20 protein-coding genes are annotated in these 15969 nt (G+C 62.0%); 5 read left to right on the top strand and 15 right to left on the bottom strand.

The features are described from left to right. Positions 1 to 30 precede the first annotated feature (30 nt). Together GOQ25_RS10660 and argB are read right to left on the bottom strand one after the other, a co-directional pair. Entirely contained in the window at positions 31 to 780 is a 750-nt protein-coding gene (locus GOQ25_RS10660) for a pyrimidine 5'-nucleotidase (RefSeq protein WP_160350447.1), read from the bottom strand. After that, complete coding sequence (gene argB, locus GOQ25_RS10655; RefSeq protein ID WP_160350446.1) at positions 780 to 1682, bottom strand: acetylglutamate kinase; 903 nt, start codon at positions 1680 to 1682, stop codon at positions 780 to 782. The genes GOQ25_RS10660 and argB overlap by 1 nt, the downstream gene beginning before the upstream one ends. A 226-nt stretch (positions 1683 to 1908) precedes the next feature. On the opposite strand from argB, the gene GOQ25_RS10650 reads away from it, so the two are divergent. Then, the gene (locus GOQ25_RS10650) at positions 1909 to 2694 is read left to right on the top strand and encodes a MetQ/NlpA family ABC transporter substrate-binding protein (RefSeq protein WP_160350445.1); all 786 of its coding nucleotides are present in this window, start codon (positions 1909 to 1911) and stop codon (positions 2692 to 2694) included. Positions 2695 to 2850: 156 nt separating this feature from the next. Here GOQ25_RS10650 and GOQ25_RS10645 read toward each other — a convergent pair whose 3' ends face one another. Genes GOQ25_RS10645 through GOQ25_RS10630 form a run of 4 tightly spaced genes read right to left on the bottom strand, consistent with a single transcriptional unit; the run spans position 2851 to position 5302 of the window. Continuing rightward, on the bottom strand, positions 2851 to 3345 hold the full coding sequence (locus tag GOQ25_RS10645) for a peroxiredoxin (protein ID WP_160350444.1): 495 nt from the start codon (positions 3343 to 3345) through the stop codon (positions 2851 to 2853). A gap of 5 nt (positions 3346 to 3350) precedes the next feature. Next, positions 3351 to 4100, bottom strand: coding sequence for a BON domain-containing protein (locus GOQ25_RS10640; RefSeq protein WP_160350478.1), 750 nt, complete (start codon positions 4098 to 4100; stop codon positions 3351 to 3353). Continuing rightward, positions 4097 to 4690, bottom strand: coding sequence for a phosphoheptose isomerase (locus GOQ25_RS10635; protein WP_160350443.1), 594 nt, complete (start codon positions 4688 to 4690; stop codon positions 4097 to 4099). The genes GOQ25_RS10640 and GOQ25_RS10635 overlap by 4 nt, the downstream gene beginning before the upstream one ends. A 39-nt stretch (positions 4691 to 4729) precedes the next feature. Continuing rightward, positions 4730 to 5302, bottom strand: a complete 573-nt coding sequence (locus GOQ25_RS10630; RefSeq protein ID WP_160350442.1) for a YraN family protein — start codon at positions 5300 to 5302, stop codon at positions 4730 to 4732. Between the two features lie 69 nt (positions 5303 to 5371). Between GOQ25_RS10630 and rsmI the strand changes: the two genes are divergently transcribed. Both rsmI and GOQ25_RS10620 read left to right on the top strand, forming a co-directional pair. Continuing rightward, on the top strand, positions 5372 to 6310 hold the full coding sequence (gene rsmI / locus GOQ25_RS10625) for a 16S rRNA (cytidine(1402)-2'-O)-methyltransferase (RefSeq protein WP_160350441.1): 939 nt from the start codon (positions 5372 to 5374) through the stop codon (positions 6308 to 6310). After that, complete coding sequence (locus GOQ25_RS10620; RefSeq protein ID WP_160350440.1) at positions 6307 to 6864, top strand: methylated-DNA--[protein]-cysteine S-methyltransferase; 558 nt, start codon at positions 6307 to 6309, stop codon at positions 6862 to 6864. Before rsmI ends, GOQ25_RS10620 begins: the two co-directional genes overlap by 4 nt. Before the next feature lie 77 nt (positions 6865 to 6941). Here GOQ25_RS10620 and GOQ25_RS10615 read toward each other — a convergent pair whose 3' ends face one another. Together GOQ25_RS10615 and rapZ are read right to left on the bottom strand one after the other, a co-directional pair. Continuing rightward, positions 6942 to 7913 carry a septal ring lytic transglycosylase RlpA family protein gene (locus GOQ25_RS10615; RefSeq protein ID WP_160350439.1) on the bottom strand — a complete coding sequence of 324 codons (972 nt, stop codon included), beginning with the start codon at positions 7911 to 7913 and terminating at the stop codon, positions 6942 to 6944. Next, positions 7910 to 8782 carry an RNase adapter RapZ gene (rapZ, locus tag GOQ25_RS10610; RefSeq protein WP_160350438.1) on the bottom strand — a complete coding sequence of 291 codons (873 nt, stop codon included), beginning with the start codon at positions 8780 to 8782 and terminating at the stop codon, positions 7910 to 7912. The genes GOQ25_RS10615 and rapZ overlap by 4 nt, the downstream gene beginning before the upstream one ends. Before the next feature lie 219 nt (positions 8783 to 9001). Here rapZ and GOQ25_RS10605 point away from each other — a divergent pair, with 219 nt between their 5' ends. Both GOQ25_RS10605 and GOQ25_RS10600 read left to right on the top strand, forming a co-directional pair. Next, positions 9002 to 9757, top strand: coding sequence for a c-type cytochrome (locus GOQ25_RS10605; RefSeq protein ID WP_202109409.1), 756 nt, complete (start codon positions 9002 to 9004; stop codon positions 9755 to 9757). 9 nt (positions 9758 to 9766) lie between these two features. Then, positions 9767 to 11074 (top strand): cytochrome c, encoded by a 1308-nt coding sequence (locus GOQ25_RS10600; protein ID WP_160350437.1) that lies wholly within the window; start codon positions 9767 to 9769, stop codon positions 11072 to 11074. An 11-nt stretch (positions 11075 to 11085) separates the two neighbouring features. Here GOQ25_RS10600 and hprK read toward each other — a convergent pair whose 3' ends face one another. From hprK to GOQ25_RS10565, 7 genes are all read right to left on the bottom strand, one after another. Beyond that, the gene (hprK, locus tag GOQ25_RS10595; RefSeq protein ID WP_160350436.1) at positions 11086 to 12012 is read right to left on the bottom strand and encodes an HPr(Ser) kinase/phosphatase; all 927 of its coding nucleotides are present in this window, start codon (positions 12010 to 12012) and stop codon (positions 11086 to 11088) included. Between the two features lie 18 nt (positions 12013 to 12030). Then, the gene (locus tag GOQ25_RS10590) at positions 12031 to 12486 is read right to left on the bottom strand and encodes a PTS sugar transporter subunit IIA (RefSeq protein WP_160350435.1); all 456 of its coding nucleotides are present in this window, start codon (positions 12484 to 12486) and stop codon (positions 12031 to 12033) included. A 289-nt stretch (positions 12487 to 12775) separates the two neighbouring features. Then, positions 12776 to 13114, bottom strand: coding sequence for a ribosome hibernation-promoting factor, HPF/YfiA family (hpf, locus tag GOQ25_RS10585; protein ID WP_160350434.1), 339 nt, complete (start codon positions 13112 to 13114; stop codon positions 12776 to 12778). Positions 13115 to 13269: 155 nt separating this feature from the next. Continuing rightward, complete coding sequence (gene lptB / locus GOQ25_RS10580; RefSeq protein ID WP_160350433.1) at positions 13270 to 14061, bottom strand: LPS export ABC transporter ATP-binding protein; 792 nt, start codon at positions 14059 to 14061, stop codon at positions 13270 to 13272. A 30-nt stretch (positions 14062 to 14091) separates the two neighbouring features. Then, positions 14092 to 14727, bottom strand: a complete 636-nt coding sequence (gene lptA / locus GOQ25_RS10575; RefSeq protein WP_160350432.1) for a lipopolysaccharide transport periplasmic protein LptA — start codon at positions 14725 to 14727, stop codon at positions 14092 to 14094. Between the two features lie 2 nt (positions 14728 to 14729). Continuing rightward, positions 14730 to 15341 carry an LPS export ABC transporter periplasmic protein LptC gene (lptC, locus tag GOQ25_RS10570; RefSeq protein WP_160350431.1) on the bottom strand — a complete coding sequence of 204 codons (612 nt, stop codon included), beginning with the start codon at positions 15339 to 15341 and terminating at the stop codon, positions 14730 to 14732. A gap of 13 nt (positions 15342 to 15354) precedes the next feature. Continuing rightward, on the bottom strand, positions 15355 to 15957 hold the full coding sequence (locus GOQ25_RS10565) for an HAD family hydrolase (protein ID WP_160350430.1): 603 nt from the start codon (positions 15955 to 15957) through the stop codon (positions 15355 to 15357). Between the last annotated feature and the right edge of the window lie 12 nt (positions 15958 to 15969).

Genomic DNA, 15969 nt, shown 5'->3' with positions numbered 1-15969 from the left:
TGTGGGTCCGTCTGAGGAGGAAAAAGAGCGCTAAACCGCCCGGATGGGACGGCGGCGCAGTAGCAAATCGCTCACCGAGTTTACCCGCAAGTCCACATAGGCCGGCCGTTGATGGTTGCGGCGTGCAAAGGGCGTGCCCGAGTGATAGACGTGCACCGTGCGTAATCCGACCTGACGCGCGCCACGCAAATTCGGCAAAGTGTCCTCCACCAGCACGGCCTGAGATGGCGGCACACCTTCGCGCGCCAGCACGTAACGCAGCAAGGCGGGAGAGGGCTTGGGCCGAAACTCGCCATGCAGCCGCATATGCTCGATGGCCCAGAGGCTGTCGAATTGCCGCAAGATACCCAGGTGCCGCAGCACATCGCGCGCGTAATGAAATGGGGCATTGGTGAGCAAGACCTTGCGCCCTGGCAACTGGCGCAATTTACCAGCCAGCCCAGTTTCCGCGCGCAGTAGCGGCTGCACATCGAAGTCGTGGCTTAACCGCAGAAACTCATGCGGGTCGATCCCGTGATGGCGCACCATGCCGATGACAGTCGCACCATAGCGCCGCCAATACGTCGAACGCAGCGCGTTCGCCGTCTCGATATCCACGTTCAATGACGCCGCCACGGCATGCGTCATGCCATGATCGATACGCGGAAAGATCGCGTGCGAACAGTCGTGCAGCGTGTTGTCCAGATCGAACAGCCACAGGCGCTCGCTCACACCCGTGGCGATGCGGCGCGCGCGACGCTGACGCGCCGCGGGTCGCAGCAGATAACGATGGGCCCGCATTAATGCGAGCTGATCATCGTGCCCACGCCCTCGTTGGTGAGGATTTCGAGCAACAGGCAGTGCGGTACGCGGCCATCAACGATGTGAACCGAGTTCACGCCGTTCTTCGCCGCATCGAGCGAGGACGAGATCTTGGGCAGCATGCCGCCAGAGATCGTGCCATCTTCGAACAGTTCATCAATGGTCTGGGCCGACAGCGTGCGCAGCAGGTTGCCGGCTTTATCCAGCACGCCCGGGGTGTTGGTCATCATCACCAGTTTTTCGGCGCCCAGCACCTCGGCCATCTTGCCTGCCACCACATCCGCATTGATGTTGTAGGCCGTGCCGTCTTCGCCATAACCAATCGGCGAAATCACAGGGATGAACTGATCGTCTTGCAGCGCCTTGACCACGGCCGGCTCGACTTGGGTGATATCGCCCACGAAACCGATATCCAAGGGTTCGTTGGGGTTGTCCTTGTTGGCCATGAGTTTCTTGCGGGCCTGGATCAGCATGCCATCCTTGCCCGTCAGGCCAACGGCCTTGCCGCCTGCCTCGTTGATCATCATGACGATGTCTTGCTGCACTTGGCCGCCCAGCACCCATTCGACGACTTCCATCGTCTCGGCGTCGGTCACGCGCATACCCTGAATAAACGTGCCTTGCTTGCCTACGCGGCGCAGGGCGTCATCGATTTGCGGTCCGCCGCCGTGCACGACCACGGGGTTCAGGCCGACCAGCTTGAGCAGCACCACATCATGGGCGAAGCTGCGCTGCAGGCGCTCTTCGGTCATGGCGTTGCCGCCGTACTTCACCACAATCGTCTTGCCATGAAATCGTCGCAGATACGGCAGTGCTTCGGATAGGACGGCCGCTTTCAGGGCAGGAGACGAGACGGCGGCAGAGTCGGGCGTGTCGGTCATGGCAGCAAAAACTCGATTCAAAGGTCAGTGAAAAGGAAAAAGCTTGCGCCGGCGCGGTGGTCACGGCGCTACCGGGCAAGCATACGGCAGATTGTAGACCGCGCGTTTGGTATATAACCAAAACCCATGATGTTATGCCCGACAAATAACCTGCATTCAGGTAAATTGAGGGCGTTTTTGCAACGAAGCGGCCCGTGGGGCACGGCTTACGATAATGAGGTGTTTTATGCGTTTACCTTTTGCGCGGACGGCGCTGCTGGCCTCCGTTTTCTTCCTGGCCGGTGCCGCTCATGCCGAAAAACTCATCGTCGGTGCCACCCAGGTGCCGCACGCCGAGATTCTGGAAGTCGTCAAGCCCGCCTTGGCCAAAGATGGCGTCGAGCTCGACATCAAGGTCTTTAGCGACTACGTGCAGCCCAACTTGCAGCTGGCCGATAAAGAACTGGACGCCAATTTCTTCCAGCATCAGCCTTACCTGGAAACCTTCAAGAAGGATCGCGGCGCCAAGCTCGTAGGCGTGGGTCTAGTGCACGTCGAACCCTTTGGCGCCTACTCGCGCAAGGTGCAATCCACGGATCAGATTCCCGAGGGCGCCACGATCGCGATCCCGAACGATCCCTCCAACAGCGGTCGCGCGCTCCTGCTGTTGCAGCAACAAGGTCTCATCAAGCTCAAAGACCCCACCAACATCACCGCAACACCGCTGGACATTGCCGAGAACCCGAAGAAGCTGAAATTCCGAGAACTCGAAGCCGCCATCTTGCCGCGCGCGCTCGCCGATGTGGATGTGGCGCTGATCAACACCAACTACGCGCTTGAAGCGGGTTTGGTGCCGACTAAGGACGCCTTGTTCATCGAGGGCGCGGAATCGCCGTACGCCAATATCGTTGTAGCGCGTGAAGACAACAAGGATGCCCCGGCGATCAAGAAACTCGTCAATGCGCTGCATACCCCCGAGGTCAAGCAGTTCATCGAGGAAAAATACAAGGGCGCGGTGGTGCCTGCGTTCTAAGCACGGCACGAGGGTAGATCGCGGTCCCAGACATCAGCGTCCTCGGATGTCTGCCCTTGCCTGAGCCCTCGCGCGAAACCTTGAAGTTCAAAGGCCTGAGTCCGGACTCGCACCGTACTCAGGCCTTTTTGTAGGGATCGAGATGAGTCTCGACGTTTAGCCGGCGGCCAATGCCTTGTCCAGTGTGGCGTGAAAATCCGCCATGTCGTAATCGCCAAGATAGCGCTTGATGATGCGACCTTGCTTGTCGATCAGAAATGCCGTGGGCGTGAGTTTGACATCGCCGAATGCCTGGGCGATATCGCCCCGCGTATCGAGCGCCACCGGAAAGGGCAGCTTGCGCGTTTCGGCGAAATTCAGCACGTAGTTCGGCGGGTCATAATTCATTGCGACCGCCACCGTCTCATAGCCCTTGGGGGCGTATTTGTTGTAGGTCTCGATCGTGCCCGGCATCTGCTTGACGCAGGTCACGCAGCTCGTGGCCCAGAACTTCACCAGCACGACCTTGCCACGCAAATCGTGCATGCTGAATTGTTTCCCCTCGATGGTGGTGAAGGCCACATCAGGAGCAGGGGCGGCAGGGCGCCAGAGAAACCAGGCGCCAATGCCGGCCGCCACCAGAACGACGAGGGACAGCACGAGCTTTTTCATGGCGTTTATTGAATCGGCATGACTTCGACGCCACCGCTGGCCGCGCCGCTATTACCGGCGGGCGCGGTGCTCGATGGGGCGAGATTATTGGTCGTCGTCGGCGGCGAGGAGGTCGCCGGGGTCGATGCGCTCTGGCCGGACAGCTTCAACGCTTCTTCGCGGCTGATGGTCTCGAAGATTTTGACGACCTTTTTCACGCCGCTGACTTCCGACGCTGCGGTCGCCGCGTAATTGCCTTCGGCCTCGGTGACCAGGCCCATCAGGTACACCACGCCGTTGTCAGTCGTCACGTCGATCGTGGCCGAGGGCACGTACTTGGTGTCCAGCAGCTTGGCCTTGACCTTGGACGTCAACCACGTATCGTTCGAACGCGTGCCGAACGAGGTCTCGGGACCGATGTTCAGCTGGTTCACGACCTTTTTCACGTGCTGAATGCTCTCGGCGATCCTGGTCGCTTCGTCCTTGGCTTGTTGAGTCGGCACATCGCCGGTCAGCAGCACAATGCCGTTATAGGACATGGCATTGACCCGTGCCCCGGCGCCCAGTTTGTCGCCGATCTGCTTTTCAGCCTTGAAGTCGATGTTTTTGTCTTCGATTTGCGCGCCCGAGGTGCGCCGATCGGTGATGACGACTGCCGTTGTGGCAGCCGCGCCGCCCACGAGGAGCGGGGCGCATGCCGATAAGGAAACCGCTGCGGTGGCGAGCACGGCCGAGAGCAGCAACGGACGTGCGACTTTGCGAGCATCCAACATTATTCGGTGTCTCCGAGAAGTAAGGCATCGATGCCGTCACAGAGTGCATGCAAGGTCAGCGCATGGACTTCCTGAATGCGCATGGTGCGATCGCTCGGCACGCACAAATGAATGTCGTGTTCGGTCAAGAGTTCACCCATCACGCCGCCACCTTTACCGGTGAGCGCGATGATGGTCATCTCGCGATCGTGAGCCGCCTCCATCGCGCGGATGACGTTGGCCGAATTGCCACTGGTGGAAATCGCCACCAGCACATCGCCTGGCTGGCCCAGCGCGCTGACCTGGCGTTCGAAGATTTCCTCGAAACCATAGTCATTGCCCACGGCCGTGAGGATGGCGGTATCGGTGTTCAAGGCAATCCCGGCCAGGGGTAGCCGCTCGCGTTCGAACCGGCCCACCAGTTCCGCGATGAAATGCTGCGCGTCGGCCGCGGAGCCACCATTGCCGCAAGCCAGAATCTTGCCGTTATTGGCCAAGGCGGCGAACATCAACTCGACCGCGGTGGCCAAAGGGGCCGAGAGCGCGTTCATGCTGGCTTCGCAGGCTGCCATGGCATCGCGAAAATGCGACGTCATTCGTGAAGTCATATCCATGCGCGGCATTATCTCATGGTGGCCGATTCCGGCGTGCGACTAAAGGTGAAAAGCGGCCCGCAGCCAGATCATCTCGTCGCCATCGAAGGCGACCACATCGAAGCGCGCGACGGGCATGCGCGCGCCCCAGTAACGACGGGCCAGGGCGGGCAACAACAACGCCGCGCTGCGGATCAGGCGCTCGCGCTTGACGTGCCCGATGCTGGCCGCCGCTCCGCCAAAGTCACGATTCGATCTGGATCGTACCTCGACGAATACCAGCACGTCGCCATCGCGCATAATCAGATCAATCTCGCCCGTGCGGCAACGGACGTTGCGGGCCAGCGGTGTCAGACCCGACGCCATCAATCGCTCGAGCGCCCGGTCTTCGTAAGCCGCCCCTGCTCGTTGGGTAGGAGAGGCGGGCCAACCGTTGGGGTCAATCAACGATGACGGGGCCTCGCCATGCCCGGTTTTTGTGCGCGATGACGCAAGCCCGACCGCGCCGCCTGCTGTTTCGGCCGCAGCGGCTTGCCGCAACGCGCGCTTGGCGGCCGCGCGACGCCGTTTTACTTGCTGTTGCTGCGCGGCGCGTGCGCGCGCGTAGGCAATATCCAGAAAAGGATCCGTCATGGCTTGAGCGCCCCAGGCACGAGTCAGGCGGCTACACTGACATACTTTGCAGTTGGGTGGTGAGCTTCGATGAATCAAAATGTCCCGCTTACGCAGGCGTCCGAGGGTTGGCGCCGCATGGCCGAGCGCGTGGCGGGCCAGCATTGGCCCGAGGCCGCGTTATATGTGGTGGCCACGCCGATCGGCAACCTCGGTGATCTGGGCCTCAGGGCCTGGCAGGCGCTGAGCCAGGCCGATGTCATTGCCGCCGAAGACACGCGCGCCACGCGCAGTCTGCTGGATGCCTGGGGCATCAACACGCCGTTGATTGCCGCGCATCGCCATAACGAGGCCAGCGCCGCTCAAGATATCTGCGCGCGTCTGGCGCAGGGTCAGCGCGTCGCGCTGGTGTCCGATGCGGGCGCGCCCGCGGTCAGTGACCCCGGCGCGCGAGTGGTCCGCGTGGTGCGCGCCGCCGGTTATGCCGTGGTGCCCGTGCCCGGTCCGAGCGCCGTGATCACCGCGCTCATGGGTAGCGGGGTCACCTCTGACGAAAATCCTGCCTTTGCCTTCGCGGGCTTCGCGCCGTCCAAGGCGACCGCGCGCCAACGCTGGCTGCGTTCCTGGTGCGCGCTGCCCGCGCCGGTGGTGATGTTTGAATCACCTCATCGGCTGGGCGCGATGCTCGGCGATCTGCTTGAAGTCTGTGGCGGCGACCGCAAGCTGACGATCGCGCGCGAGCTCACCAAGCGGTTCGAGCAGATCGTCACGCTGCCGCTATCGGACGCCCAGGCCTGGCTCGCGGGCGACGCGCATCGTGCACAGGGCGAATTCGTGCTGATCGTTCACGCCGAGGTCGCGGCCGAGGTGGACGACAGTGTGCCCGATGATCCTCAGACGATTGTGTTGATCGATGCCTTGCTGGAGACGCTGTCCGTGCGCGATACGGCCAAAGTCGCTGCGCGCGTGACCGGCCAGCCGCGCGACGCGCTCTATGCGCTCGCGTTGGCGCGTAAAGGTGGTGCATGACGTGGCTCTATTTGGATACGGACACTCCCTTGGGCGTGATGCGCCTGGCTGCCCGCGCGTGCGAGGGGCAGCCGAAGGGTCTGAGCGGCGCTTGGTTCCTTGATCAGCCGGACCTGCCCGAGCTGTCGCAAGCCTGGCGGTCGCAGCCGGAGCATCCGGTCCTCAACCAGGCGCGTGTCGAACTCGCTGACTGGTTCGCCGGCGACCGCCAACATTTTGATGTCGAGTTCGCGCCGCAAGGCACAGTCTTTCAGCAACGCGTCTGGCAGCAGCTGCGCCTGCTGGACTTCGGCGCGGTCTGCAGCTATAGCGATATCGCGATGGCTATCGGCAAGCCCAAAGCCGCCCGCGCCGTCGCGCAAGCCATCGGCCGCAACCCGCTGTGCATCTTCATCCCTTGCCACCGTGTCGTCGGCCGCGACACCGCGTTGACCGGCTTTTCGGCGGGATTGCCGCGCAAGCACGCGCTGCTCAGGCACGAAGGCCACCGCTATCTTGGCCATCACGCGCGTGTGCGGCGTGTCGAGAATACCCAGCTAGACTTGCCTTGGTGAATCCACAGGCGCGACCAACGCCGGTTTAACAGTAAGGGTGCACGGCTTGGCGCGAATCGGCGTTGTTTCGTTGACCGTTACGGCGTCGCGAGGCTCGGCATGATGCCGATCCTGTCGGCTACGCGTTGTGCGGCGCTGAGTGCCGAGGCACGATCGGAATAAGGCCCCATCCGGACGCGATACAGCATGCCGTTCTGGTGCACAGCCGCCACCATTTGGGCGTCTGCCAGCTGTTGGTTGACCTGTTGCACCAAGGCCTGGGCGTTGCCGGGCTGACTAAATGCACCCATTTGCAGATAAAACGCACCGGCCGAGGAACTGGGACTAGCTGTCATTTGCTGTGCCGATGCCGCCGGCGTCATGGGCGCGAGCTCCGTCATCGTCAAGCTGGCCGTTGCAATAGGGGCCGCTCCTATGGGCAGATCCTCGGATGCCGTGGCGACAGCGTTTGAAGCCCCGGAGGCCGTCACCACGCCGCCGCGCGACTGCGCCAGACGGATTTCGGCGGGTAGGATGCGTTCCACCGTCACTTCTCCGCTACCCTTGGCGACGATGCCCAGTTTATGAGCCGCCGCGTACGACAAATCCATGACGCGGTCGTGCAGAAACGGCCCACGGTCATTGACCCGCACGATGACGGTTTTGCCATTCACATGACTGGTCACGCGTGCATAGCTGGGCAGCGGCATCGTCGGATGCGCGGCGGTCATGGCGTACATATCGTAAGCCTCTCCGATGGAGGTGCTATTGCCATGAAACTTGCGTCCATACCAGGAGGCGATGCCTCGCACTTTATACGGGCGGTCCGGGTCCGCGATGGGCACGTAGTTCTTGCCCAGCACGGTATAGGGCCGGTTCGCGCCGCTGGCCAACGGCTCGATGCGCGGCACGGCGTCCGGGATCTTGTCGATGTTGGCCGGAATGTCGTGCCCCGGACCATCGTCTTGGTAATACCCGCCCGCCTTGCGCTTGCCCGGCGAGGAGCAGCCCGCGATTGCAACCGCGAGGCCAATGATGACGAGGGCGAGCCAACAACGCGTCACGTTCACGCGTGTTCTTTCGGCAGTTGCGCACGATGCCGGATCAGCAATGGATCATGATCGGCAAATCGTTTCGCCAGCTGTTCCACCACGTACACGGAACGATGCTGCCCGCCCGTGCAGCCCACCGCCACGGTCAGATAGCTGCGTGTGTCTTGTGTATATCTGGGCAGCCAACGCCGCAGATAATCGGTAATGTCGTCGATCATCTGGTTAACGACATCGAAACTCGCCAGCCACGTCGCCACCGCCTCGTCCCGGCCGGTCAAAGGCCGCAGATTGCGGTCGTAATACGGGTTCGGCAGGCAGCGCGCGTCAAACACCAGATCCGCGTCGTTAGGCACCCCGCGCTTGAATGCAAAGGATTCGAAGGTCAGCACGAGCGGTGGGCGATCATCCTGGATCAGGTCGCTGATCCATGCCCGTAACTGCCCCGGCGTCAGATCCGAGGTATCGATCACATGCTCCTGTTCGCGTAACGGCGCGAGCAGATCGCGTTCCAGTGCGATGGCGTCCAGCAGGGAGGGTGCCTGGCCGTGGCGCGAGAGCCGGTCGGTCAAGGGGTGGCGGCGTCGTGACTCCGAATAACGCTGCACCAAGGTCTGCGTGTTGGCGTCGAGAAAAATCACCCGTAGCGAGGTGCCCATGGCGCGCTGGGCCGTGACCACGTCGGGCAACTCGGCCAGTTCGCCCGGCGAACGCACATCAATGGCAATCGCTATCCGGGCAAGCTCATCGTCGCGCGCGCTGGCGATGACTTCGCTCAAAAAGCGTACCGGCAGATTGTCGATACACGTATAGCCGGTGTCTTCAAGCATGCGCAGGGCCACCGACTTGCCCGATCCGGAAATTCCGGTAATAAGGACGACTCTTAACATGACCCCAATTGTTGCATGAAATTGCCTGACGGTTCCGGCAAGATAGCTGGTAATGACGTTGTTTCGTACCTGAACCAGGGCGAAGCGCTGTACCTGCCCGTCGCGGCAGCGTAAGATTGAACCGCCCATAGACGCCGGTGCTTCATTGTCCCGATTTCCCGGCTTCGCCGCAACGAGGTGAGCATATCGATGCCAGTCCGTCCCTGTCGCGAGTTGAGTATGTGGAGGCGCTGCGCCCGCAGGCTGCTGGTTCTGTTGATAGCCTCGACTGGCTCGTTGGCCGTCGCGCAAGTGCCTGGCGCCGACCCCCACAGCGCCACTGCGCCGGGCGCCGCTGCGCCGCGGTTGGAGCCCGACACCATGCAGGCGCGTGTGGCCGCCTGTACGGCCTGTCACGGCCAGCAGGGCCGAGCCGGCACCGACGGCTACTATCCCCGTCTGGCGGGCAAGCCCAGCGATTACCTATACCACCAGCTGCTACATTTCCGCGACGGCTTGCGGCAGTATCAGCCCATGACCCATCTGCTGACAGGTTTGCCCGACGCGTATCTACGGGAAATGGCTGATTTTTTTGCCGAGCAGCATGTGCCGTATCCAGCGCCCGCGCGCCCGGCGGTATCAGCGTCCATGTTGGAGCGCGGTCGGGTGCTGGCTCTGAAGGGCGACGCAGCGCGAGGCTTGCCCGCCTGTGTGGCTTGTCATGGCGCACGGTTAAACGGGCTGGCGCCGGCGATCCCGGGATTGCTGGGGTTGCCACGCGACTATATCGGCGCCCAGATCGGCGGCTGGATCAACGGCTTGCGCCGGGCGGCGGCGCCAGACTGCATGGCCGAGGTCGCGCGCAAGCTGACGCCCGAGGATATCGGCGCCGTGTCGGCCTGGCTGGCCGCGCAGCCCGTGGTGGAACCGTACGTGCCTGACCCGGCGGGGTCGGTCACCTTGCCTGCCGAGTGCGGCAGTCAGATGCAACACTGAGGCCCGGGCATGCGACGTTTTCTCAAAATAGCTGGTGGCATCGTGTTGCTGGCGTGCGTGGCGGTGCTGGCCACGCTGTACTGGATGGGCACGTGGGAGGGGGCTTCGGTCGATACGGCAGACGCACCCACCGCGAGCACGAGCCCGCCGGTGGCGAACCCGTCCGAGGATACGCAACGCATCGAGCGCGGCCGTTATCTGGCGTTGGTGGGCAACTGCGCCGGCTGTCATACCGTCGCGGGGGGCCAGCGCTACGCAGGCGGCACCGCGATTCCGACTCCCTTTGGGACGCTGTACGGACCCAACATCACGCCGGATCCCGATGCCGGCATCGGCTCCTGGGATGCCGACGATTTCTGGCGCGCGCTGCACGCGGGCAAATCCAAAGATGGCACGCTGCTGTATCCGGCGTTTCCTTACACCGAATACACCCGGGTATCGCGAGCTGACTCTGATGCCCTATTCGCGTATCTGCGTACGGTGCCCGCGTCGCCACAACCCAGTCCGGCGCATCAGCTGAAATTCCCCTACGATCAGAGGGGATTGTTGGCATTCTGGCGGGCCTTGTATTTCACTCCAGGCGGGCTGTCGCAGGATCAGGGCCAGTCGGAGCAATGGAATCGCGGCCGATATCTCGTCGAGGGCCTGGGCCATTGTGCCGCGTGCCATTCGCCACGCAACCGGTGGGGCGCGACGCAGGGCGGGCTGTCGGGTGCAATGATCACCGGCCTGGGTTGGTATGCGCCGCCATTGACCAATGAAGCCGACGGCGGCCTGGGCGACTGGTCCGCGCAGGATATCGCGACACTGTTACGCACCGGCATCGCTGCGCATTCCACAGCGCTAGGACCCATGGCCGAGGTAGTCGTCAACAGTTCCCAACACCTGACCCAGGACGACGCCTTGGCGATGGGCGTATACCTCAAATCATTGCCGGCCGGACCCGTGCCGACGGGCATCACCGCGCCGTCCACGGCGGTGATGACATTGGGTGCGAAGCTCTACGGGCAATATTGCGCCCAATGTCACCGGGAAACGGGCGAGGGCCATCCCGGCGCATGGCCGGCGCTGACGGACAACCCGACGGTGACGGCGTCCTCGCCGGTGAATGCGATACGGGTGTTGTTGGACGGCGGCTTTGCCCCGGCCACGGCAGCAAACCCTCGCCCGCATGGCATGCCGCCATTTGGGCAGGTGCTAGGCGATAACGACATTGCCGCACTGGTGTCCTATATCCGCGCCAGCTGGGGCAATCGCGCGGGGGCCGTGACGGCGTTTGACGTCAAACGCGTGCGAGACGGAGCCAGGGTCGATTGATCGTGGCCGCCTTAGCGGCTGTTCTGCAGGATCGCCATTGCCTGGCGTTCCATGAATTCGCCTAGCGTATCGATTCCTCGCAGCTTCAGGATCGTATTGCGCACCGCCGCCTCGACCAGCACCGCGAGGTTGCGGCCGGCCGCAACCTGCAGCATGACTTTGCGCACGGGCAGGCCCAGCATATCTTGGGTGATGTCCTGCAACGGCAGGCGTTCGAATTTGTCTTGTGCGGTGGCGCGCATCAGGTGCACGATGAGCTTCAAGCGCATTTTCCGGCGCACCGAGGTCTCGCCAAAAATCGTACGGATATCCAACAATCCCAGGCCGCGTACTTCCAGCATGTTCTGCAGCAGCGGCGGGCAGTGGCCCTCGATCATATTGGGCGCGATACGGGAAAATTCCACCGCATCGTCAGCCACCAGGCCGTGACCGCGTGAAATCAGCTCCAGCGCGAGCTCGCTTTTACCCAGACCTGATTCGCCGGTGATCAACACCCCCAGCCCCAGCACGTCCATGAAAACGCCATGCACGGTCGTGGTGGGAGCCAGCTTTTTGCTCAGATATATGCGCAGCAGGTCGATCAGCTGCGCGGCCGCGATGGGCGTGGATAACAGTGGGACTTGATGCTGTTCGCACTGGGCGACCAGATCTGGCGGAGGCTTGCGGTCGTCGGCCAGCAAAATAGCCGGCACGCCACCCAAGAGCAGTTCGTCCATCAAGCTGGCGCGGCGGCGCTTGTCCATGCGCTCGTAATAGGCGATTTCTTCCTCGCCAAATACCTGGACGCGCGACGGGTGGATCAGATTCAAGTGCCCGACCAGATCGGCCGCTGCCATGCCGTCGTCGGGAATCGCACGCTGCGCCGCGGTCTGACCTGCAATCCAGCTAAAGGGGATGTCCCCTATGTTGTCGTCGATCAGATCCTGCACGGTCAGCATGGGGGTCGTCCTGCGAGGTCAGCGTTGGCCGGTAGTCAGCATGCGGTGGACCTCGTTGGGGTCCTTCTCGGTCGCCAATGCCTCGCGTAGGGCCTTGTTGGACATGAGGTGTGCCAGCTCGGCCAGGATGTCCAGGTGCTGCTGCGTGGCCGCCTCGGGCACCAGCAGGCACATCAGCATCGACACCGGTTCGCCATCGGGGGCGTCGAACGCGATAGGCTGGGACAACCGTAAAAACGCCGCCATCGGCGATTCCAGGCCTTTGACCCGGCCGTGCGGCACCGCGACTCCCTGACCGAGCGCGGTGGATCCCAATCGCTCGCGAGAGAACAGGCTGTCGAACACAACGGTTCGGGCCAGACCATGGTGATTTTCAAAAAGTAGCCCGGCCTGCTCGAATGCCCGTTTCTTACTAGTGACGGCCAGGTCGAGCACGATGTTGCCGGCGGGGAGAATGCGCGACAAATGATTCATGCGGTCATTATAGGGTGTTATGCCGCAGTGCAAAAAATCACTGCGATCGCGAGCCTGTACAAGTACGAGAGCATAGTCGGATACTCGCCCAAAAGGAAAGAGGCGTTTTCAACCGAGTTGCACGTTTTGAGGGGGGAAAGGGGAGGGAGGTTCTTGCCGATGCCCCGATCAAGTCTCATGAAACTTGCGGGACACCGGTGTCAGTGTGATCCAATTTGGATCATAAAAGCTCTGGCACTCAGAGCTCGGGCACCTGCAGGTGCGAGCTATGCGATGCTATGCAGCTTGACTATGCGGTAGGCGGCGCGACGACGTCGACTTGGCGCCTCACGGAGTCCGCACTAAAGCTTTGCAGCTTGTCTTTGTGTTTAATGACCTGGCGATCGACTTTGTCGACCATGAGGTCGATGGCTGCATAGAGGTTTTCATCCACCGCTTCGCAGTGAATATCCTTGCCACGCAGTCGCATGGTGATTTCGGCAGTATGCCGCAGGGGCTCTACTGAGAGCATGACCTGTGTGTCGATCACATTATCGAAATGCCGCAAAACTCGCGCCAGCTTGTTCATGACATATTCCCGGATGGCCGGGGTGACGTCGAGGTGACGACCGCAAATGCTCAGGTTCATAGTGCGCTCTCCTTCTAGATCAAAGAGAAAAGGTGCGCTTAACGCGCGGGAAAATGGATAACAACGTCTCCTATGCAAAAGGTTGGAATCAAACTCTCTGACTACTAGTGTATCGACTCTGGGGAGTATTACAAGTTCACTGCAAACCCCAAGCGTTACATACGGAAATGCTCACCCAGGTAGACGCGTCGTACCGCCGGGTCACCTACGATTTCGTCCGGGTGACCGTCGGTCAGGACCTTGCCTTCGCTGATGATGTAGGCACGGTCGCAAATGCCGAGCGTCTCGCGCACGTTGTGATCGGTGATCAGCACGCCGATATTGCGGCTTTTCAAAAAGCGTACGATGCGCTGAATTTCGATCACGGCAATGGGGTCCACGCCCGCGAAAGGTTCGTCCAGCAGGATAAAGCGCGGCCGAGTCGCCAGCGCACGCGCGATTTCGACGCGGCGACGCTCCCCGCCCGATAGCGATATCGCAGCGCTGCCGCGGATATGACCGATCTGCAATTCGTCCAGCAAGGCTTCGAGCTGTTCGCGGATCTGCGCCTCGTTGAGCGATTTGCCTTGCGCATCCAGTTGCAGTTCGAGCACGGCGCGGATGTTTTGCTCTACGGTCAGGCGGCGAAACACCGATGCGTCCTGAGGCAGATACGACAGGCCCATGCGCGCGCGTTTATGAATCGGCATGGCCGTAATGGGGGCGCCGTCGATTTCGATACGGCCCGCGTCGGCCGGCACCAACCCCACAATCATGTAGAAACTGGTGGTCTTGCCGGCGCCGTTGGGGCCGAGCAAACCCACCACCTCGCCACTGGACACAGACAGCGAGACATCCTGCACCACGGTGCGGCCGTTATAAATCTTGCGCAGCCCGGTGGCGCGCAAACTGCCCTGTGTGACCCCGGAAGCAGTGGTGGAAGAAGAGGTCGTGGGGAGTTCGATCATTGATGCGCCACTGTGAAAGACGGTGAGGAATTAGCCATTTTGTTGGGCGTTTTTGGGGCCCTTGCCCGCGCGGCATTCGGCCGCGGCGGCATCGGCCTTGGCGCGCGGTTCGACCACCGAACGCACGCGTCCGCCAGGCGCAGAGGAGTTCGCTCCGCCTTGCGCCGAATACGTGCCGGTCTTCTCGTTGTAGCGTACCCGTTCGCCACGAATGGTGTCGAACGGTTTGCCGCAGATAAAGCGCGTGACGACGGCCTGGCCGATAAGATCGAACTGGCTTTTATTGCTGTCATATTCCGCGCGCAGGCCTTTGCCTTCGATGACCTCGTAGGTCTCGGGACGTTCCTGACGGATGGTTACGACTTTGCCCTTATTGGCCTTGGCCGTGCCGAGCTGGTTGCCGGACTCGTCTTCGCGCACTTCGAGGTCATCGGCCGTGAGCCTCATGAGCCCGCGCGTGAGCACGACATTGCCCGTAAAGACGCTTTTGCGATTGATGTCGTCGTACTGCAGCGTGTCCGACAAAATCATGGTGCTGGGTTCTTCGGCGGGTTTGTCTTGCTGCTGGGCATGCGCGCTCGCGCCCACGCCGAGCGACACTGCCGTCAAGAACAGCGCGCCCAGGCGCGCGAGTCGATGGTCTGAGAAGGTCCGGAGGTCGCTCATGATCAGTCTTGGTTGGCGCCGTCACGAGGACGGCTGCGTGTTTCGGAGCCAGCAATTTCCACGTCGGTGGACGCGGATACCTGCAGTTGCCGGGTTTTGTTGTTGTAGTGCATGCCGGTGCCACTCATGCGGGAATTGCCCTTGAGCACGACAGCGGGCAGTTCGGTATAGATCACATCCTCATCGGGCACGATGATGAGTTGTTCGCTGCGCACATCGAGCGCATCGTTTTTCGCGTCTGCTTGGCGCACCACATGCGCCTGCCCGTTCATGACGATGCGCTTGCCGCCGCTTTCCATCACGGCCGTATTCGCCGTGCCGACAGTCAGCGGATTGTCCAGGTGTTGGCCGATCGCGCGTGGCGCCTCGACATGATAGGAGTCATCGTCGGGAAAGTGTTCGACGTAGTCGCCTTCCATGCGGTTGATGGGCCGGCCAGTCTGATCGGTGCGCAACATGACGAAGTTGCGGCCCCAGGAGTCCATTTCGTGGGTAAGACGGCGCGGCGGATCGATCGGAATCGCGCGTTGTGCGTAATCGGCCGCCCACCACGTGCCCGCCACCAGCGTGATCAAGATAACGAGAGCGATGAGCGCGGGGAGACGTTCTTTCATTGCAGATCGCGTGTTACTGAATCGCGCCAGAACCGAGCAGGCCCGGCGCGCTCATGAATGCGCCCAGGCGGCCCTGAGCGGCGAGCAGCAGGTCGCAGCATTCTCGCACCGCGCCGCTGCCGCCGGGGTTGGTGGCGATCCAGTGAGCGGCCTGCGTGACGTAGCCCGGGGCGTTCGGTACGCTGGCCGCAAAGCCCACGCGTTTCATCGCAGGCAAGTCGATGATGTCATCGCCCATGAATCCCGTCTGCGTGAGGTCGAGGTTGTGGCGCTGAGCAAGTTCGGTCACCGCGGCCGATTTATCGCGGATGCCTTGCATCACGTCGGCGATGCCGAGCTCGGCCGCGCGCCGCGCCGCGATGGGGCCGGATCGGCCAGTCACCAGCGCGACTTTCAATCCACCCTCTATCAGCAAACGCAGTCCATGGCCGTCGAGGGCATGAAAGCGTTTGAATACTTCGCCGTTTTCGCCGTAGTAGAGGCTGCCGTCGGTCAGCACGCCATCGACGTCGAACACCATGAGGCGCACGTTTGTGGCCCTCTCACGAATCGCGGGGGCAACGCGCGCCAGCACCAGGGCTTCGGCGGGGTGGGGGGTGCTACGGGGAAGGGTCATCGTCATACTACC

The sequence above is a fragment of the Bordetella sp. 15P40C-2 genome, assembly GCF_009763235.1.
Taxonomy (GTDB): domain Bacteria; phylum Pseudomonadota; class Gammaproteobacteria; order Burkholderiales; family Burkholderiaceae_B; genus Bordetella_A.
Note: the sequence above shows the minus strand (reverse complement) of the source record. Positions and strands in the feature narration are given on the sequence as shown.